This window comes from Pantoea sp. USMM079 (genome assembly GCF_037153115.1).
In the GTDB taxonomy this organism is placed as follows: domain Bacteria; phylum Pseudomonadota; class Gammaproteobacteria; order Enterobacterales; family Enterobacteriaceae; genus Pantoea; species Pantoea communis.
In genome coordinates this window covers 1-19,335 of the sequence record NZ_JBBCKX010000003.1, presented here as the reverse complement: position 1 = coordinate 19,335, position 19,335 = coordinate 1, and the positions used below count along the sequence as shown (strand labels likewise).

The following is a 19,335-nucleotide window of genomic DNA, read 5'->3' as shown; positions in this document are numbered from 1 at the left end:
TCCATGTCAGTGCGTCCCTTAACGATTGCCCTGGTCGCCGGAGAAACCTCCGGCGATATTCTTGGTGCAGGTCTTATCCGTGCGCTCAAAGCGCGTCATCCCGATGCCCGCTTTGTCGGCGTTGCCGGTCCGCTGATGCAGGCTGAAGGCTGTGAAGTCTGGTATGAGATGGAAGAGCTGGCGGTGATGGGCATTGTTGAAGTGCTCGGCCGCTTGCGCCGCTTGCTGAAAATTCGCAAGGATTTAACGCAGCGCTTCACCGAACTCAAGCCGGATGTGTTTGTTGGCATTGATGCGCCAGATTTCAATATCACATTGGAAGGCAGCCTGAAGCGCGCAGGAATTCGCACCATTCATTACGTCAGTCCTTCCGTGTGGGCATGGCGACAAAAACGCGTGTTCAAAATTGGCCGCAATACCAACCTGGTACTGGCGTTTCTGCCGTTTGAAAAAGCGTTTTACGATCGATTCAACGTACCTTGCCGCTTTATCGGCCACACCATGGCAGATGCCATGCCGCTGCAGCCAGACAAATCTGCGGCGAGACGTGAGTTAGGCATCGCGGAGGATGCGATCTGTCTGGGCTTGCTGCCGGGTAGCCGTGGTGCAGAAGTGGAAATGCTGAGTGCGGATTTCTTGCGTGCGGCGCAGTTATTGCGTCAGCGTTATCCCGCGCTGGAAATCGTGGTGCCACTGGTCAATGCCAAACGCCGCGAACAGTTTGAACAGATTAAAGCTGAAGTGGCACCCGAGCTACCGATGCATTTGCTGGATGGCAAAGGCCGTCAGGCGATGATCGCCAGCGATGCGGCGATTCTCGCATCCGGCACTGCTGCGCTGGAGTGCATGCTGGCGAAGTGTCCGATGGTGGTCGGTTACCGCATGAAACCCTTTACCTTCTGGCTGGCGAAGCGTTTGGTGAAAACGCCGTACGTTTCACTGCCCAATCTGCTGGCGGGTCGGGAGTTGGTCAAAGAGCTGTTGCAGGAAGAGTGCCAGCCAGAGGCACTGGCGGCTGCGCTGGAACCTCTGTTGCATGCCGGACCAGAGCGCGATGACCTGCTGAACACCTTCAACGAGTTGCATCAACAGATTCGCTGGAATGCTGATGAGCAAGCCGCGGACGCCGTACTGGAGATTGCCAATGACTGAGTTTATCTACCCAAACGCACAGCGCATTGCTGGCGTGGATGAAGTGGGGCGAGGTCCGCTGGTCGGCGCCGTTGTCACCGCAGCAGTCATCCTTGACCCCGCGAATCCGATTAAAGGGCTGGCCGACTCAAAGAAGCTTTCCGAAAAGCGTCGGCTGGCGCTGTATGATGAGATCAAAGAGAAAGCGCTAGCCTGGAGCCTCGGCCGTGCGGAGCCTGAAGAGATCGACCAACTCAACATTCTGCACGCCACTATGCTGGCGATGCAGCGTGCGGTAGCGGGTCTGCCTGTTACGCCTGATTTTGTGTTGATCGATGGCAACCGCTGTCCGGCATTGCCCATGCCATCGCAGGCGGTGGTAAAGGGCGATAGCCTGGTACAAGAGATCAGTGCAGCCTCGATCATCGCGAAAGTCACGCGCGATCGTGAAATGGCCGAGCTGGATCTGTTGTTCCCGGAATATGGATTTGCCCAGCACAAAGGCTACCCAACTGCGTTGCATATGGAAAAATTGACTCAGTTTGGTGCCACGCCACATCATCGCCGCAGCTTTGCACCGGTGCGTAATGCCCTGATTGATGCTGATGTGCTGGCCGCGCGTCAGCCGACTGCGCTTTAATAGCCTGACGCTGTTTTAATCGGAAACTGATATGGCTGAACCTCGTTTTATACATCTGCGCGTACACAGCGACTATTCGATGGTCGATGGCCTGGCGAAAACTAAGCCATTGGTCAAGAAGGCGGCTGCGCTGGGTATGCCGGCGATTGCGATTACCGATTACATCAACCTTTGTGGGTTGGTGCGTTTTTACGGCAGTGCGCACGATGCAGGCATCAAACCGATTATTGGTGCGGATTTCCACGTCGCCAGCGAGTTGATGGGCGATGAGCTGACACAACTCACGGTTCTTGCCGCCAACAACACTGGTTATCAGAACCTTACGTTGTTAATTTCGCGTGCCTATCAGCGTGGATATGGCATTGCCGGACCGATTATTGACCGTGACTGGCTGGTTGAACTGGGTGAAGGCATCATTCTGCTCTCCGGTGGACGCAAGGGCGATGTTGGCCGCAGTCTACTGCGCGGCAACAGTGCGCTGGTGTCGCAGTGCCTCAGTTTCTATCAGGAACATTTCCCCAATCGTTATTACCTCGAACTGACGCGTACCGGACGCGCCGATGAAGAGGCTTATCTGCATGCCGCCGTTGAGTTAGCGATTGCCGAAGGTGTGCCGGTGGTGGCCACCAACGAAGTCTGTTTCCTCAACGAAGAAGATTTTGACGCCCATGAAATTCGCGTGGCGATTCATGATGGCTTCACGCTGGACGATCCAAAACGCCCACGTCATTACAGTCCTCAGCAATATATGCGCAGCGAAGAGGAGATGTGCGAGCTGTTCTCGGACATCCCGGAAGCGCTGGAAAACAGCGTAGAGATTGCTAAGCGTTGTAACGTCACGGTACGCCTGGGTGAATACTTCCTGCCGCAATTCCCCACCGGGGAAATGACGACTGAAGATTTCCTCGTCATGAAGTCTCGTGAAGGGCTGGAAGAGCGTCTGGAATTCCTGTTCCCGGATGACAAGGTGCGTGCAGAGAAGCGGCCAGAATATGATGAACGTCTTGAGATTGAACTCAACGTTATCAATCAGATGGGCTTCCCTGGCTACTTCCTGATCGTCATGGAGTTTATCCAGTGGTCGAAGGATAACGGTATCCCGGTTGGGCCGGGCCGTGGTTCGGGTGCAGGCTCTCTGGTCGCGTATGCGCTGAAAATCACTGACCTCGACCCGTTGGAATTTGATCTGCTGTTCGAACGTTTCCTTAACCCGGAACGTGTCTCCATGCCCGACTTCGACGTCGATTTCTGCATGGAGAAGCGCGATCAGGTGATCGATCATGTCGCCGAGATGTATGGGCGCGAAGCGGTTTCTCAAATCATCACCTTCGGTACCATGGCGGCGAAAGCGGTTATCCGCGACGTAGGACGTGTGCTGGGGCATCCGTATGGCTTTGTGGATCGCATCTCCAAATTGATCCCGCCGGATCCCGGCATGACGCTGGAAAAAGCCTTTGAAGCGGAACCGCAGCTGCCGGAAATCTACGAGGCAGATGAAGAGGTCAAAGCGCTAATCGATATGGCGCGCAAGCTGGAAGGTGTCACACGTAACGCCGGTAAACACGCCGGTGGGGTGGTTATCGCACCGACCAAAATCACTGATTTTGCGCCGCTTTACTGTGATGAGAATGGCCAATTCCCGGTAACCCAGTTTGATAAAAATGATGTGGAATACGCCGGCCTGGTGAAGTTTGACTTCCTCGGCTTGCGCACGCTGACCATCATTGACTGGGCGCTGAAGATGATTAACCCGCGCCGCGCCAAAGAAGGGTTGGAGCCGATTGATATCGCCGCCATCCCGCTGGATGACAAGAAAAGCTTCGATATGCTGCAACGCTCGGAAACCACAGCGGTTTTCCAGCTTGAATCACGCGGCATGAAAGATCTGATCAAGCGTCTGAAGCCGGACTGCTTTGAAGATATGATCGCACTGGTGGCACTGTTCCGCCCGGGACCGCTGCAATCGGGCATGGTTGATAACTTCATTGACCGTAAGCACGGCCGTGAAGAAATTTCGTACCCGGATATTCAGTGGCAGCACGAAACCCTGAAGCCGGTACTGGAACCCACCTACGGCATCATCCTGTATCAGGAACAGGTGATGCAGATCGCTCAGGTGCTGTCGGGTTATACCCTGGGTGGCGCGGATATGCTGCGCCGTGCAATGGGTAAAAAGAAACCCGAAGAGATGGCCAAACAACGTTCGGTGTTCCAGGACGGTGCAGAAAGCATGGGTGTTGACGGTGAACTCTCGATGAAGATCTTCGATCTGGTAGAGAAGTTTGCGGGTTATGGCTTTAACAAGTCGCACTCGGCAGCCTATGCTTTAGTGTCTTATCAGACGCTGTGGCTGAAAGCGCACTACCCGGCAGAATTTATGGCAGCGGTAATGACCGCCGATATGGACAACACCGAGAAGGTCGTTGGCCTGGTGGATGAGTGCTGGCGCATGGGCCTGAAAGTGCTGCCGCCCGATATCAACTCTGGCTTGTATCCGTTCCATGTGAATGATGAAGGCGAAATCGTCTATGGTATCGGCGCCATTAAAGGCGTGGGTGAGGGGCCGATTGAAGCCATCATCGAAGCACGTAATGAAGGCGGCTACTTCAAAGAGTTGTTTGATCTCTGCGCTCGCACCGATACGAAAAAGATTAACCGTCGTGTGATGGAAAAGCTGATCATGTCGGGAGCTTTTGATCGCCTCGGTCCGCATCGTGCAGCCTTGATGAGCGCGCTCAGCGATGCATTGAAAGCTGCGGATCAGCACGCAAAAGCGGAAGCGACCGGACAAGCAGATATGTTTGGCGTGCTGGCCGAAGAGCCTGAACAGGTGGAGAAGTCATACACCAACATCACGCCATGGCCGGAACAGATTCAACTGGACGGTGAGCGTGAGACGCTGGGTTTGTATCTCACCGGCCACCCAATTAATCAGTATCTTAAAGAAATTGATCGCTACGTTGGCGGCATGCGCCTGAAGGACATGCATCCGACGGATCGTGGTAAAGTAACCATCGCGGCGGGGCTGGTGATTGCCGCTCGCGTGATGGTCACGAAACGCGGCAACCGAATTGGTATTTGTACTCTCGACGATCGCTCTGGTCGTCTGGAAGTGATGTTATTTACCGATGCGTTAGATAAATACCAGCAGTTGCTGGAGAAAGACCGTATCCTGATCGTCAGTGGACAGGTCAGCTTTGATGACTTTAGCGGTGGCCTTAAAATGACCGCTCGAGAAGTGATGGACATCGACGAAGCGCGGGAAAAATACGCGCGCGGACTTGCTATCTCGCTGACGGACAGGCAAATTGATGACCAGCTTTTAAACCGTCTCCGCCAGTCTCTGGAGCCTCATCGCTCCGGGACCATTCCGGTGCATCTCTATTATCAGAGAGCAGATGCGCGGGCGAAGCTGCGCTTTGGTGCAGCGTGGCGTATTTCGCCCAGCGATCGTTTACTCAACGATTTGCGGTCGTTAGTAGGATCGGAGCAGGTGGAACTGGAGTTTGACTAAAACAGGAACATTATGAGTCTTAATTACCTGGATTTTGAACAGCCAATCGCAGAACTGGAAGCGAAAATCGACTCGCTGAAGTCAATTGGCCGTTCGGATGAGAAACACGATATTAATCTGGATGAAGAAGTGCAGCGTCTGCGCGAAAAAAGCGTTGAGCTGACCCGTAAAATCTTCTCCGATTTAGGGGCATGGCAGGTTGCGCAGCTCGCGCGTCACCCGCTGCGCCCTTACACGCTGGACTATGTCCGCAACGCGTTTGATGATTTCGATGAGTTGGCTGGCGACCGCGCTTATGCCGATGACAAAGCGATTGTCGGCGGTATTGCCCGTCTTGATGGTCGTCCGGTGATGGTCATTGGCCATCAGAAAGGCCGTGAAACCAAAGAGAAAATCCGTCGTAACTTCGGTATGCCAGCACCAGAAGGCTATCGTAAAGCGCTGCGACTGATGGAAATGGCTGAACGCTTCAAAATGCCACTGATCACCTTCATCGACACCCCGGGTGCATACCCTGGTGTGGGCGCCGAAGAGCGTGGACAATCTGAAGCCATCGCACGCAACCTGCGTGAAATGTCAGGTCTGAAAATTCCGGTCATCTGTACCGTGATTGGCGAAGGCGGTTCCGGTGGTGCGCTGGCAATTGGCGTGGGCGACAAAGTGAACATGCTGCAGTACAGCACCTACTCGGTGATTTCACCGGAAGGCTGTGCTTCTATTCTGTGGAAAAGCGCTGATAAAGCGCCATTGGCTGCGGAAGCGATGGGCATCACCGCCGATCGCCTGAAAGAGCTGAAGCTGATCGACTCGATCATCCCTGAACCATTGGGCGGCGCGCATCGTCAACCAGTGGATATGGCGGCAAGCTTGAAAAAGCAACTGCTGGCGGATCTGGCCGATCTCGACGTACTGAGCACTGAAGAGCTGCTTAACCGTCGTTATCAGCGCCTGATGAGCTACGGCTACGCGTAAGCTGGCTTGCTCATCAAGAAAAGCGGACTCCGGTCCGCTTTTTTTATGCCCGCTGATTACCGAGCGAGATCGTTCAGACGGCTATGAATTGGGCAGCCATGAAGCTCTAACCGGCCAGAGAAGGCTAGCCCGAAGAGCAAAGCGTCCGGGCCACGGATGGCCCGGCCGATCTGCATGGATGCGTTATTCCTTTGCGATCGGGCTGGCCTTTTCTGGCCCTGGCACCCAATTGACAGCAATCCCCCCTAAACAACAAGACTCCCATTAACAACGCATTCCAGAACATTCACCTCTCACTTTTCGCTATCCTTATTCAGTGCCATAACACCACAGGAGGTGAGCATTGAATATTATCGCGATCATGGGACCGCACGGCGCGTTCTACAAAGATGAACCGATTCGTGAACTGGACGCAGCCCTCAAGCTGCAAGGGTTCCAGACCGTCTATCCCAACAATGCCAGCGACCTGCTGAAACTGATAGAACACAACCCGCGTATCTGCGGCGTGGTTTTTGACTGGGACGATTACAGTCTGGCGCTGTGCAGCGACATCAACCAGCTCAACGAATATCTGCCGCTGTATGCCTTTATTAACACCCATTCGCAGATGGATGTCAGCATTAACGAAATGCGCATGGCGCTGCAATTCTTTGAGTACGCGCTCAATGCCGCTGACGACATCGCATTGCACATTCGGCAGTACACCGATGAGTACATCGATAAAATCATGCCGCCGCTCACCAAGGCGCTGTTCACCTATGTGAAAGAGGGCAAATACACCTTCTGTACGCCAGGCCACATGGGCGGCACCGCCTTCCAGAAAAGCCCGGTGGGCAGCCTGTTCTATGACTTCTTCGGTGCAAACACGCTCAAGGCGGATGTCTCCATCTCCGTCACCGAACTGGGGTCTCTGCTCGATCACACCGGCCCGCACCTCGAAGCAGAAGAGTATGTGGCACGTACTTTTGGCGCTGAACAAAGTTATATGGTGACCAATGGCACCTCAACCTCGAACAAAATTGTTGGGATGTATGCCGCGCCGGCAGGTAGCACGGTATTGATCGATCGTAACTGCCACAAATCACTCACCCATCTGCTGATGATGAGCGACATCATCCCGATTTGGCTCAAGCCGACGCGTAATGCGCTGGGCATTTTAGGGGGGATCCCGCAGCGGGAATTCACACGCGACAGCATTCAGCAGAAAGTTAATCAGACACCACGCGCCAGTTGGCCGGTGCATGCCGTCATCACCAACTCCACTTACGATGGCCTGTTGTATAACACCCAGTACATCAAAGAGACGCTGGATGTGCCGTCGATTCATTTCGATTCGGCTTGGGTGCCGTATACCAACTTTCATCCCATCTACAGCGGCAAAAGTGGTATGAGCGGGGAGCGTATTCCCGGCAAAGTGATTTATGAAACGCAGTCGACGCACAAACTGCTGGCGGCGTTTTCGCAGGCCTCGCTGATTCACATCAAAGGTGATTACGACCACGACACCTTTAATGAAGCCTACATGATGCACACCACCACATCGCCGAGTTACGCGATTGTCTCATCGATTGAAACGGCGGCGGCGATGCTGCGCGGTAATCCGGGAAAGCGATTGATCAATCGCTCAGTTGAGCGCGCTTTGCACTTCCGTCGTGAGATTCAGCGACTGCGTGAAGAGTGCGATGGCTGGTTCTTCGACATCTGGCAGCCTGAGCAGATCGATGAAGCTGAGTGCTGGCCGATCCAGCCAGGCGAAGAGGACTGGCATGGATTCACCCATGCCGATCGTGATCACATGTACCTCGATCCGATCAAAGTCACCATCCTGACGCCCGGAATGAGTGAATTGGGGAAAATGGCGGATGAAGGCATTCCTGCGGCGCTGGTGGCGAAGTTCCTCGATCAGCGCGGCGTGGTGGTAGAGAAGACCGGGCCGTACAATTTGCTGTTCCTGTTCAGTATCGGCATCGATAAAACCAAAGCCATGAGCGTGCTGCGTGGTCTGACTGAATTCAAACGCGCCTACGATCTTAATCTGCGGGTGAAAAACATGCTGCCGGATCTCTACGCGGAAGACCCCGACTTCTATCGCAATATGCGTATCCAGACATTGGCGCAGGGCATTCATAATCTGATTAGACAACACGATCTGCCACGCCTGATGCTTAAGGCTTTCGACGTTTTACCTGAATCAAAAATGACGCCGCATCAGGCCTTCCAGCGCCAGGTGCAGGGGCAAGTCGAAACCGTCGATATCCGTGAGTTAGTGGGCCGGGTCTCTGCTAACATGATTCTGCCTTATCCGCCGGGCGTGCCGTTGGTGATGCCAGGCGAAATGATCACGGAGGAGAGTCGCGCGGTGCTCGATTTTCTGCTGATGCTCTGCACGATTGGACGGCACTATCCTGGATTTGAAACCGATATCCATGGTGCAACGCTCACCGATGATGGGCGCTATCTGGTGCGCGTGCTCCGTGAGGAAAACAGCCTTTAACTTCGGACAATTGCCTCTTTTCAGCGCGCTACCGAGCACGTAGGCTTAGCGGCTGATTCTTTAGGAGCCGCTATGCTGCAGATAAAACAGATCCACCACATTGCCATTATTGCCACCGATTATCAGCGCAGTAAGGCGTTTTACTGTGACGTGTTAGGTTTTGATTTGCTGGGTGAGTATTACCGCGCCGAGCGTGATTCGTGGAAAGGGGATCTGGGACTGAACGGAGTTTATACCATCGAACTGTTCTCGTTCCCCTCGCCGCCGCCACGCGTCAGTGGGCCGGAAGCCTGCGGTCTGCGTCATCTGGCGTTTTGTGTTGATGATGTTGAACAGTCGATTGCCGCGTTGGCTGCGAAAGGCGTGGTGTGCGAACCCATCCGCATTGATGCCCTGACCGGCAAAGCGTGCACTTTCTTTCCGGATCCAGACGGTTTGCCGCTGGAGCTCTATCAAGCGTAAACTAGCCACCGCTGCGGGCCGCAATCAGGCGGTTCGCGTTGACGGATTACGCTATGTCCTTTTCCCATCTTGCTTCGTTACTGAAACCCGACGCCCGCTGTGTGCTGGCGTTCAGTGGCGGGTTGGATTCCACCGTACTGCTGCATCAGCTGGTGAGTTGGCAACGCCTGATGCCACAGCTGCAGGTGCGCGCGTTGCACGTCCATCATGGATTAAGCCCAAATGCGGAGCGCTGGGCGTCACATTGCCTGCAAATCTGTCAGCAGTGGCAGATTCCCTGCGAAGTGTTGCGCGTTCAGGTGGATGGCCATGCTAAAGGTATTGAGGCTGCCGCGCGTGAGGCACGCTATCAGGCGCTGTTTCAACAGCTGCAACCCGGTGAGCACTTACTTACGGCTCAGCACCTTGACGATCAGTGTGAAACGCTGTTGTTGGCGTTAAAAAGGGGCAGTGGTCCAGCAGGATTGGCGGCGATGCCCATCCAGCGTCAGGTGGGAAAACATTCGCACCTGCGCCCGTTGCTGGATATCAGTCGTCAGCAACTCGAAACCTATGCGACGGAGCACCGCTTACGCTGGATCGAGGATGAAAGTAACGCCGACAGCCGCTATGACCGTAATTTTCTTCGTCAGGACATTCTGCCGTTGCTGCAGACGCGCTGGCCACATTTTAGCGCCGCCAGCGCCCGCAGTGCCGCGTTGTGTGGTGAGCAGGAGCAATTGCTGGATGAACTGCTGGCAGAACAGTTGGCCCAGCTCACTGATGAACAGGGCGCACTGCATTTTCCGCCATTGCTGACGATGAGCGAAGCGCGACGCCATGCGCTTTTGCGTCGCTGGATTGCACAGCAGGGCGGTGCGATGCCTTCACGTGATGCCTTAAAACGTATCACCGATGAAGTGATGTGTAGCCGTGAAGATGCCAATCCCAGCCTGAGTTTTGCTGCCTTTACACTCCGCCGGTATCGACAGCGGCTGTATTGGCTTAACGCGCATGCATCGCTGAGTCAGCACTCGCTAACCTGGCATGATCGTGAACAACTGCTGCGGCTGCCCGAGAATTTAGGCGTATTACAGGCAAACCCGGCGATCACCACCTTGCGTCATCCCACCGAGGACGAATCGATCAACGTTCGTTTTCAGGCCAGCGGCTATTATCATCTGCTGGGCCGCGCCGGAGGCCGCGAGATAAAAAAATTGTGGCAGGAATTAGGTGTGCCACCCTGGCAGCGGGAGCGTATCCCCTTGATTTACTACAACCAGACGCTGATCTGTGCACCGGGAATCTTTGTCACCCACGAAGGTGCGGCCAGTCATGAGCAAGGCTGGCAAGCGATCTGGTTACAACAACAATAAGATGGAGAGCAATGATGAAACACTGGATGGCGGCAGCATTGCTGGCCGCAGCGTTGCCGGCTTTTGCCGACGGCGATGTGAATGCAGGCGCGCAAAAAGCAGCAACCTGCCTGGCGTGTCATGGTGCGGAAGGGAAAAGTGCTGTGCCGCTTTATCCCAATCTTGCCGGGCAACATGCGCCTTACCTGCTGCACTCCTTGCAGGCATATAAAAAAGGGGAGCGTAGCGGTGGTCAGGCAGAAGTGATGAAAGCGTTTGTGGCAGGATTGAGCGATCAGGATATGGAAGATTTATCGGCGTATTACAGTTCGCTGAAGCCGTAAGCGAGGGGGGCGGGATAGCATTCCCGCCCGAATGTGGTAGTTATTCGTCTTCGCTAACGATGACGGTGCCCAGCTCGGGATGACTGAAGCTGGCGATATGGTCAAGACGCAGTTCGCGGGTTTCACCGGAGAGATCGACCGTCAGGTACTCCACGTTTTTACGTGAGACCATGTCAACGGCTTTCGCCTTAAGCTGATCGCCGTTTTTTAACTCCAAAGACAGCGTCCAGTGTTTGGTGCAGGCGAGCTCGAGGCTATCGTAGTCATCGCAGTTGATGGGTTTGTAGGCTTCATTCGTCAACATAGTCGCTCACCAATAAGTTAGCAGCAGCATAAGCTGCTTGTTCCCTGACAGAAGAGTTTAGCGCAGAATTAGCGGCAATATCGTTGAGTGCGTTTAGCGCGCAACCTATCGCGTCTGGCACATACCCCAGGTCGCCACTGCCGATTTCGGCATACTTCTGGCGAACTAACTCACAATACTTTTGCACATACACCTCCTCAGCAGAGCTTAAATACTCTGGTTGATAAGCGACTATATCACAGGATTTTCATGGAAATCAGCCAGGGGAAGCCGCGATCTGTGCAAAGAAAAATGTAAAAGTGACACACAGCGCTGGCCTTAAGCAGGAAGGCGGCGCACAAAAGGTTAAGTTGATGAACAGGTTATTCCGCGACACAACATCGTTCTTAAAGGCAGGTGACAGATGATCGTGCTGTCGCGTTCAGTTTCACTTGCAGACAACGAGGTCGACCTCAGTGCCATTCGTGCACAAGGTGCGGGCGGGCAGCATGTGAATAAAACGTCTACTGCTATCCATCTGCGTTTTGATATCCATGCCTCTTCGCTGCCACCGTTCTACAAGGAACGCCTATTGGCTGCGAGCCACCATTTGATTACGGCAGAAGGCGTGGTGATCATCAAATCTCAGGAGTATCGCAGCCAGGAAATGAATCGCGAGGCGGCCCTGCAGCGGCTGATCAATCTGATTCGTGAGTTAACCACGGTGGAAAAAACCCGGCGGGCGACACGACCCACGCGTGCATCTAAAGAGCGGCGGCTCGAAGGGAAATCACGGCGCAGTAATGTGAAAGCGATGCGGGGAAAAGTGCAATGAAAAACGCCTCCAGCTGGAGGCGTTTTAGTCTTACTTGTTCAGCGCTTTTGCCAGGAACTCGACAATATCGTGCTGTTTGATCATTTGCTTCTCGCTGGATGAACGCGACTTGTACTCGATCTCTTCGTTATCGAGGTTACGGTCACCGATGACGATAGTATGTGGCACGCCAATCAGTTCCATATCAGCGAACATCACGCCTGGGCGCTCTTTGCGGTCATCCAGAATCACATCAATGCCTTTGGCACGCAGCTGGCTGTAAAGCTCTTCAGCCAACTCTTTCACACGGAACGATTTCTGCATGTTCATTGGCAAAATCGCCACTTCGAACGGTGCCAGCGCGGCTGGCCAGATGATGCCGCGTTCGTCATGGTTCTGCTCAATGGCCGCGGCGACAACACGGGTGATACCAATGCCGTAGCAACCCATGGTCATGTTCTGGTTGCGGCCCTCTTCACCCTGTACTGCCGCTTTCATTGCGTCAGAGTACTTGGTACCCAGCTGGAAGATGTGACCGACTTCGATACCACGTTTGATTTGCAGCGTGCCTTTGCCATCCGGGCTCGGATCGCCTTCAACCACGTTACGGATATCTTCTACGCGCGCTTCTGGCAGATCGCGCAGCCAGTTGATGCCGGCAAAGTGCTGACCATCAATGTTGGCGCCTGCAGAGAAATCGCTCATCTTGGCAACGGTGCGGTCAGCAATCACAGGCATGCTTAGACCAACCGGGCCGATAGAACCAAAACCTGCGCCAACGGCGGCGCGAATCGCTTCTTCACTGCCCATCTCCAGCGGAGAGGCAACGATATCCAGATGCTCGGCTTTGATTTCGTTGAGTTCATGATCGCCGCGAACCAACAAGGCAACCAGCGCATGGCCGCTCTCTTCCGCACCTTTCACAATCAGCGTTTTCACGGTTTTTTCTACCGGGATCTGATGTTGCTCAACCAATTCGGCAATCGTTTTGGCATTTGGCGTCGCGAACTGCGTCATCGCCTGAGTCGCAGCCGGACGTTCGCCCGCTGGCGCCAGTGCTTCGGCTTTTTCGATGTTAGCGGCGTAATCGGATTCGCTGGAGAAGATCACATCATCTTCACCGCTCTGCGCCAGTACCTGGAATTCGTGAGAGCCGCTACCGCCAATCGAACCGGTATCCGCTTGCACCGCACGGAAATCCAGCCCCATACGGCTGAAGCTCTGGCTGTAAGCGCGATACATCGCATCATAGGTTTCCTGTAAGGATTCCTGTGAGGTGTGGAAGGAGTATGCATCTTTCATGATGAACTCACGTGAGCGCATCACACCAAAACGAGGGCGCACTTCGTCACGGAATTTGGTTTGGATTTGATACAGATTCAGCGGCAGTTGCTTGTACGAGCTCAGCTCGTTGCGGATCAAATCGGTGACCACTTCTTCGTGAGTTGGACCCAACACGAACGGACGCTCGTGGCGATCTTTAATGCGCAGCAGTTCTGGGCCGTACTGCTCCCAACGGCCGCTCTCTTCCCATAAATCGGCAGGCTGAACCACCGGCATGGAGATCTCAATCGCACCCGCGTTGTTCATCTCTTCGCGTACGATGTTTTCAACTTTTCGCAGCACGCGAACACCGGTCGGCAGCCAGGTATAAAGACCAGAAGCCAGTTTACGGATCATACCGGCGCGCAGCATCAGCTGGTGGCTGATCACTTCCGCATCGGATGGCGTCTCTTTCAGAGTAGAGAGCAGATATTGAGTAGTACGCATTGATTACGATTCCAGTTGTACGGAAGGACACGGACAAAAAATTTTCTGGCGGCTAGTGTACCAGCGAGATCATTCACTCAAAAGCTTGTTTTAGCGTGGATCGAGAGCGATCACTTCTGTGCCGATCTCATCGATACGCCAGCGCACGTTAAAGTCGAGTAGCCAGGCAGCATACTCACGATCTTCCGCTTCACCTTTACGGTAAGCGGGGCGGGGATCCTGCGCTAAAACGTCGGCGATAAAACGTGCCAGATGGGGATAGTTTTTCTGCTGCTGGATTTGGTTCTTCGCCAGAGCAGAGAAACGCACGGGCATGGTGGCATCCGGTGCGCTCTGCGCGAAGCCGGCGCGGGCATCGGGCAGGGCTTCAGCAAACGGCAGGTAGGGTTTGATATCGACTACCGGTGTGCCATCGACTAAATCCAGACTACCGAGTTGCAGAATCACCTGCTGCTTTTCACATCGAATGCCTTTCAATTCGACCAGCGACATGCCGATGGGGTTAGGGCGAAAGGTGGATCGGGTGGCGAAGACTCCCATGCGTGCGTTGCCGCCTAAGCGAGGAGGGCGCACGGTTGGGCGCCAACCGCCTTCCATGGTCTGATGGAAAACAAACAGCACCCAAAGATGGCTGAAGGCTTCAAGCCCGCGCACCGCTTCTGGCTGATTATAAGGCGGCAGGAGATGCAACTCGCCGCCGCCATCCTGAACTAGCCCAGGCTGGCGCGGTACGGCAAATTTTTCTTTCCACGGCGAACGAATGACGCCGATTTGCGCAAAGGCAAAATCACTCATTGATTGGAAACTTTCAGTGCTGAGCCCTGGCAAATCGCCTGACGATAACAGCCCGGCGTGCTGGTGACGATTTCGCATTTATGCAGCAATATCGCGTTCGCTTTCATCCCGGCTGCTTTAATCTGCAGACGCTTACGCGCGGTATTGATATTCGGTGGCGAATCCTGGCTGCTGCTTTGGCAATCATCGGCAGAGACTTCGCCCAGATCGCGGAACGGATTACTGACCAGATCGGTGGCATCGGTATAAATTTTTACCGGTGCAGGACGTGGAGCAGGCTTGCGTTCTGGTTCGCTGGATGACTGTTGCGGGCGGGCGGGAGCACTGCTTATTGGGTGATATTCACGGACACACCCGGTTAGCATCAATGCTAACAAGCAGAGCGGTAAAAAACGCATGGCAACATCCTCAGTAGTAAAAAGTGGCGTTATTGAAACAAGGACGGGATTAAATAACAAGTCAGCAAAAAGAAAGGGCGGCCGAAGCCGCCCTGGATGGCATCAAAGGCGAAAATTACCAGCCTTTAACTGCACCACCGTTGAAGATTTTGTTCGCGGCTTCAGAAACTTCATCAGACTGATATGCCTGAACAAATTTCTTCACGTTTTCCGCATCTTTATTATCTTCACGGCTAACGATCAGGTTCACGTAAGGAGAATCTTTATCTTCGACAAAGATGCCATCTTTCGCAGGTGTCAGGCCAATCTGGCTGGCGTAAGTGGTGTTGATCACCGCCAGCGCAATCTGCTGATCGTCCAGTGAACGTGGAAGCTGTGGTGCTTCCAGCTCAACAATCTTCAGGTTTTTAGGGTTCTCAACAATATCCAGAGAGGTTGGCAGCAGGCCCACGCCATCTTTCAGTTTGATCAGGCCGACTTTCTGCAGCAGCAGCAGTGAACGACCGAGGTTGGTTGGATCGTTAGGAATCGCAACCTGTGCACCGTTTTGCAGTTCATCCAGTGATTTGATTTTCTTTGAATAGCCAGCAATCGGATAAACGAAGGTGTTACCCACTGGCACAAGCTTATAGCCACGGTCTTTGATCTGCTGATCCAGATAAGGCTTATGCTGGAAGGCGTTAACATCGATATCGCCTTTGCTTAATGCTTCGTTCGGCAGCACGTAATCGTTAAAGGTCACCAGCTCAACATCCAGACCGTATTTCTCTTTAGCGACCTTCACTGCGGTTTCAGCAACCTGCTGCTCAGCACCGACAATCACACCCACTTTGATGTGGTTTGGGTCTTTAGCTTTCTGATCGCATCCTGCCAGCGCAATTGCGCCAATCAGAGCACCCACAGCGGCAATCTTTTTAAATGTGAAAGACATATCCCTTCCTTAATAGAGGACTATTGATGTTGTTTACTTATTTATGTGACACAGCACGGACAATGCGGTCGCCACAGAATTGAATGAGATACACCAGAACAACCAGCAAAATCAGCACGGTATTCATCACAGTGGCGTTATAACCAATGTAACCATACTGATAGCCAATCTGACCCAAGCCACCTGCGCCGACCGCGCCACCCATGGCGGAATAGCCGACCAGCGTAATCAGAGTAATTGTAGCGGCATTCACCAGACCAGGCAGGGCTTCTGGCAGCAGCACTTTACGTACGATCTGCAGGGGAGTCGCGCCCATCGCGCGTGAGGCTTCGATTAAACCGGTTGGCAACTCTAACAGCGCATTCTCGACCATACGCGCAATGAAAGGTGCGGCGCCGACTGTCAGTGGCACGATTGCAGCCTGCAAACCAATGGAGGTGCCGACAATCATGCGCGTGAAAGGAATCATCCACACCAGCAATATAATGAAGGGGATTGAACGGAAGATATTCACCACCGCTGAGAGCACGCGATAAAGTGTGCCATTGGCCAGAATTTGCCCTGGGCGAGTGACATACAGCAGCACGCCGACGGGCAGGCCGAGTACAAAACCAAAGAAACCAGAGACGAAGGTCATCATCAGCGTTTCCCAGACGCCACGCGTCAGTAACCACAGCATCGCTTCAGACATAACCCAGTACCTCTACTTTCACATGATTTTCTTTCAGCCAGGCAATCGCTGCCTGTGTGTCTGTTTCACTGCCATCCATCTCGGCCAGCATGATGCCGAACTTCACGCCGCCGGCATAATCCATCTGGGCACTGATGATGTTGTTATTCACATTGAAGCGACGAGCAGCTTCTGACAGCAGCGGCGCATCTACTGATTTGCCGGTGAACTCCAGACGCAACAGCGGGACGCTTTCAGCTGTGGCTTGCGGTGTCATACGTTGCTGGTAATCGTCTGGGATATCCAGATGCAGCGTCGATTGAATGAATTGCTGAGCCAGTGGCGTTTTAGGATGTGAGAACACTTCACTGACGCTGTCTTTCTCAATCAGTTCGCCATTACTGATAACAGCAACCTGATCGCAGATGCGTTTCACCACATCCATCTCATGAGTGATCAGCAGAATAGTGATCCCCAGACGGCGGTTGATGTCTTTCAGTAACTCTAAGATGGAACGCGTGGTTGCTGGGTCGAGGGCGCTGGTGGCTTCGTCGCACAGCAAAACTTTTGGATTCGTGGCCAGCGCACGCGCAATCGCCACACGCTGTTTTTGTCCACCCGAAAGATTCGCAGGCCAGCTGTCGTGCTTGTCCGCCAGTCCAACTAACTCCAGCAGTTCAGTTACGCGGTTTTTGATCTGCTCACGTGACAGGTTGCCCAATTCAAGCGGCAGCGCAACGTTACCGGCTACGGTACGTGAGTTCATTAGATTGAAGTGCTGGAAAATCATGCCAATCTGACGGCGTGCCAGCGTCAGTTTTGAGGAGGAGAGGGCAGTCAAATCCTGACCATCAACCAGAACGCGTCCTGATGTTGGACGCTCAAGCAAGTTAACGCAGCGGATCAGCGTACTTTTACCGGCACCGGAAGAACCGATGACGCCATAAATCTGTCCAGCAGGCACGTGCAGGCTGACGTTGGAAAGCGCCTGAATGGTGCGTGAACCTTGCTGGAACACTTTGGTAATGTTTTCGAGTTTAATCATTAGTTTAATAGTTATCGTGTTGCGTTGTCCGTGGTGTATCGGGTTTCACGCGATTGCGCTGCGTGAAATTTGGATGGATGTTAAGGCATCCAGACGGCTAAATCAATCGAAGTCATTCAATCTGCCGTTCTCTCTATATATGCAATCATGCGATACTGTGCGGCATTATTTGCAGCAGGAGTTTCTACGTGTCGAACAAAGTCCCCGCTATTTTCCTGGATCGTGATGGCACCCTGAATGTCGATCATGGTTATGTTCACGAAATCGATAATTTTGAATTCATCGATGGCACCATTGAAGCGTTACAGGTGCTAAAGAAGATGGGCTTCGCGCTGATACTGGTGACCAACCAGTCCGGTATTGCGCGCGGCATGTTTACCGAAGACCAGTTTATGCAGCTCACCGAATGGATGGATTGGTCGCTGGCGGATCGTGATGTCGATCTGGATGGCATCTATTTCTGTCCTCATCTGCCAGATGCAACAGTAGAAGAGTATCGCCAGGTATGTGATTGCCGTAAGCCGCAGCCGGGTATGCTGCTCTCTGCGCAGAAGCATCTGAACATCGATATGACTGCTTCTTATATGGTAGGTGACAAAATAGAAGATATGCAGGCAGCAGCAGCAGCAGGTGTGGGCACGAAAGTGTTGGTGCGTACTGGTAAGCCGGTCACCGCTGAAGGGGAAAATGTAGCAGATTGGGTGCTTAACAGCCTGTCAGAGCTGCCTGGACGCATTAAAAAGGGCTGATTTAGGCGGTTTTGTGCAATTTTCAAGCGAACGAATAAAAACTTGAAAATTGCCCTTGCGCTTCCTCAGAACCTGCCTATAATGCGCCACCACTGAGACGGCAAAGCGGCAACGCAGGCGGCTCAGCAGGGAGTGAAGAAATTCATCCCGCCGGAGAAAAACGCTGAAAAAAGTGTTTGACTCTGAAGGAGGAAAGCGTAATATACGCCACCTCGCAACAGCAGCTTAAGGCGCTGATTGCACCGCTCTTTAACAATTTATCAGACAATCTGTGTGGGCACTCGCAGGATTGATATCAGCGTCTCCGGACGTAAAAAATATCAAGTCTCACGAGTGAACACATAATGAAATTCATTATGACGTTTTACAGATGAGCATCGCTGCACTTGTTGCAGCAAATCAAACTTTAAATTGAAGAGTTTGATCATGGCTCAGATTGAACGCTGGCGGCAGGCCTAACACATGCAAGTCGAACGGTAGCACAGAGAGCTTGCTCTCGGGTGACGAGTGGCGGACGGGTGAGTAATGTCTGGGAAACTGCCCGATGGAGGGGGATAACTACTGGAAACGGTAGCTAATACCGCATAACGTCTTCGGACCAAAGTGGGGGACCTTCGGGCCTCACACCATCGGATGTGCCCAGATGGGATTAGCTAGTAGGTGGGGTAATGGCTCACCTAGGCGACGATCCCTAGCTGGTCTGAGAGGATGACCAGCCACACTGGAACTGAGACACGGTCCAGACTCCTACGGGAGGCAGCAGTGGGGAATATTGCACAATGGGCGCAAGCCTGATGCAGCCATGCCGCGTGTATGAAGAAGGCCTTCGGGTTGTAAAGTACTTTCAGCGGGGAGGAAGGCGGTGGAGTTAATAGCTTCATCGATTGACGTTACCCGCAGAAGAAGCACCGGCTAACTCCGTGCCAGCAGCCGCGGTAATACGGAGGGTGCAAGCGTTAATCGGAATTACTGGGCGTAAAGCGCACGCA

18 protein-coding genes and 1 rRNA gene are annotated in these 19,335 nt (G+C 53.5%); 11 read left to right on the top strand and 8 right to left on the bottom strand.

Annotated elements, in window-relative coordinates:
* Positions 1 to 3: 3 nt before the first annotated feature.
* The 8 genes from lpxB (at position 4) to WFP70_RS06690 (ending at position 10,891) form a co-directional block, all read left to right on the top strand.
* The gene (gene lpxB / locus WFP70_RS06725; protein ID WP_058962062.1) at positions 4 to 1,152 is read left to right on the top strand and encodes a lipid-A-disaccharide synthase; all 1,149 of its coding nucleotides are present in this window, start codon (positions 4 to 6) and stop codon (positions 1,150 to 1,152) included.
* Complete coding sequence (gene rnhB, locus WFP70_RS06720; protein WP_034829460.1) at positions 1,145 to 1,771, top strand: ribonuclease HII; 627 nt, start codon at positions 1,145 to 1,147, stop codon at positions 1,769 to 1,771. The genes lpxB and rnhB overlap by 8 nt, the downstream gene beginning before the upstream one ends.
* A 31-nt stretch (positions 1,772 to 1,802) precedes the next feature.
* Positions 1,803 to 5,285 carry a DNA polymerase III subunit alpha gene (dnaE, locus tag WFP70_RS06715; protein WP_058962060.1) on the top strand — a complete coding sequence of 1,161 codons (3,483 nt, stop codon included), beginning with the start codon at positions 1,803 to 1,805 and terminating at the stop codon, positions 5,283 to 5,285.
* Between the two features lie 12 nt (positions 5,286 to 5,297).
* Positions 5,298 to 6,257 carry an acetyl-CoA carboxylase carboxyl transferase subunit alpha gene (gene accA, locus WFP70_RS06710; RefSeq protein WP_034829454.1) on the top strand — a complete coding sequence of 320 codons (960 nt, stop codon included), beginning with the start codon at positions 5,298 to 5,300 and terminating at the stop codon, positions 6,255 to 6,257.
* A gap of 343 nt (positions 6,258 to 6,600) precedes the next feature.
* On the top strand, positions 6,601 to 8,751 hold the full coding sequence (locus tag WFP70_RS06705; protein ID WP_337023051.1) for a lysine decarboxylase LdcC: 2,151 nt from the start codon (positions 6,601 to 6,603) through the stop codon (positions 8,749 to 8,751).
* A gap of 72 nt (positions 8,752 to 8,823) precedes the next feature.
* Positions 8,824 to 9,213 (top strand): VOC family protein, encoded by a 390-nt coding sequence (locus WFP70_RS06700; protein ID WP_058962058.1) that lies wholly within the window; start codon positions 8,824 to 8,826, stop codon positions 9,211 to 9,213.
* A 53-nt stretch (positions 9,214 to 9,266) separates the two neighbouring features.
* Positions 9,267 to 10,568 carry a tRNA lysidine(34) synthetase TilS gene (gene tilS / locus WFP70_RS06695; protein WP_337023050.1) on the top strand — a complete coding sequence of 434 codons (1,302 nt, stop codon included), beginning with the start codon at positions 9,267 to 9,269 and terminating at the stop codon, positions 10,566 to 10,568.
* A gap of 14 nt (positions 10,569 to 10,582) precedes the next feature.
* Positions 10,583 to 10,891, top strand: a complete 309-nt coding sequence (locus WFP70_RS06690) for a c-type cytochrome (RefSeq protein ID WP_034829444.1) — start codon at positions 10,583 to 10,585, stop codon at positions 10,889 to 10,891.
* 40 nt (positions 10,892 to 10,931) lie between these two features.
* On the opposite strand, the gene rof is transcribed toward WFP70_RS06690, so the two are convergent.
* Together rof and WFP70_RS06680 are read right to left on the bottom strand one after the other, a co-directional pair.
* The gene (gene rof / locus WFP70_RS06685) at positions 10,932 to 11,195 is read right to left on the bottom strand and encodes a Rho-binding antiterminator (RefSeq protein ID WP_038648888.1); all 264 of its coding nucleotides are present in this window, start codon (positions 11,193 to 11,195) and stop codon (positions 10,932 to 10,934) included.
* On the bottom strand, positions 11,182 to 11,382 hold the full coding sequence (locus WFP70_RS06680; protein ID WP_013507964.1) for a YaeP family protein: 201 nt from the start codon (positions 11,380 to 11,382) through the stop codon (positions 11,182 to 11,184). The genes rof and WFP70_RS06680 overlap by 14 nt, the downstream gene beginning before the upstream one ends.
* Before the next feature lie 216 nt (positions 11,383 to 11,598).
* Between WFP70_RS06680 and arfB the strand changes: the two genes are divergently transcribed.
* The gene (gene arfB, locus WFP70_RS06675; RefSeq protein WP_337023049.1) at positions 11,599 to 12,009 is read left to right on the top strand and encodes an alternative ribosome rescue aminoacyl-tRNA hydrolase ArfB; all 411 of its coding nucleotides are present in this window, start codon (positions 11,599 to 11,601) and stop codon (positions 12,007 to 12,009) included.
* A gap of 30 nt (positions 12,010 to 12,039) precedes the next feature.
* On the opposite strand, the gene proS is transcribed toward arfB, so the two are convergent.
* The 6 genes from proS to metN form a co-directional block, all read right to left on the bottom strand.
* Entirely contained in the window at positions 12,040 to 13,758 is a 1,719-nt protein-coding gene (gene proS, locus WFP70_RS06670; RefSeq protein WP_337023048.1) for a proline--tRNA ligase, read from the bottom strand.
* A gap of 90 nt (positions 13,759 to 13,848) precedes the next feature.
* Positions 13,849 to 14,553, bottom strand: a complete 705-nt coding sequence (tsaA, locus tag WFP70_RS06665; RefSeq protein ID WP_337023047.1) for a tRNA (N6-threonylcarbamoyladenosine(37)-N6)-methyltransferase TrmO — start codon at positions 14,551 to 14,553, stop codon at positions 13,849 to 13,851.
* Positions 14,550 to 14,951 carry an Rcs stress response system protein RcsF gene (rcsF, locus tag WFP70_RS06660; protein WP_337023046.1) on the bottom strand — a complete coding sequence of 134 codons (402 nt, stop codon included), beginning with the start codon at positions 14,949 to 14,951 and terminating at the stop codon, positions 14,550 to 14,552. Before rcsF ends, tsaA begins: the two co-directional genes overlap by 4 nt.
* 115 nt (positions 14,952 to 15,066) lie before the next feature.
* The gene (locus WFP70_RS06655; RefSeq protein WP_034829430.1) at positions 15,067 to 15,882 is read right to left on the bottom strand and encodes a MetQ/NlpA family lipoprotein; all 816 of its coding nucleotides are present in this window, start codon (positions 15,880 to 15,882) and stop codon (positions 15,067 to 15,069) included.
* Positions 15,883 to 15,919: 37 nt separating this feature from the next.
* The gene (locus WFP70_RS06650) at positions 15,920 to 16,573 is read right to left on the bottom strand and encodes a methionine ABC transporter permease MetI (protein ID WP_034829428.1); all 654 of its coding nucleotides are present in this window, start codon (positions 16,571 to 16,573) and stop codon (positions 15,920 to 15,922) included.
* Complete coding sequence (gene metN / locus WFP70_RS06645) at positions 16,566 to 17,597, bottom strand: methionine ABC transporter ATP-binding protein MetN (RefSeq protein WP_166934138.1); 1,032 nt, start codon at positions 17,595 to 17,597, stop codon at positions 16,566 to 16,568. Before metN ends, WFP70_RS06650 begins: the two co-directional genes overlap by 8 nt.
* A 188-nt stretch (positions 17,598 to 17,785) precedes the next feature.
* Here metN and gmhB point away from each other — a divergent pair, with 188 nt between their 5' ends.
* Together gmhB and WFP70_RS06635 are read left to right on the top strand one after the other, a co-directional pair.
* Positions 17,786 to 18,346 (top strand): D-glycero-beta-D-manno-heptose 1,7-bisphosphate 7-phosphatase, encoded by a 561-nt coding sequence (gene gmhB, locus WFP70_RS06640; RefSeq protein ID WP_337023045.1) that lies wholly within the window; start codon positions 17,786 to 17,788, stop codon positions 18,344 to 18,346.
* Between the two features lie 408 nt (positions 18,347 to 18,754).
* A 16S ribosomal RNA gene (locus WFP70_RS06635) occupies positions 18,755 to 19,335 on the top strand; the annotation flags it as partial.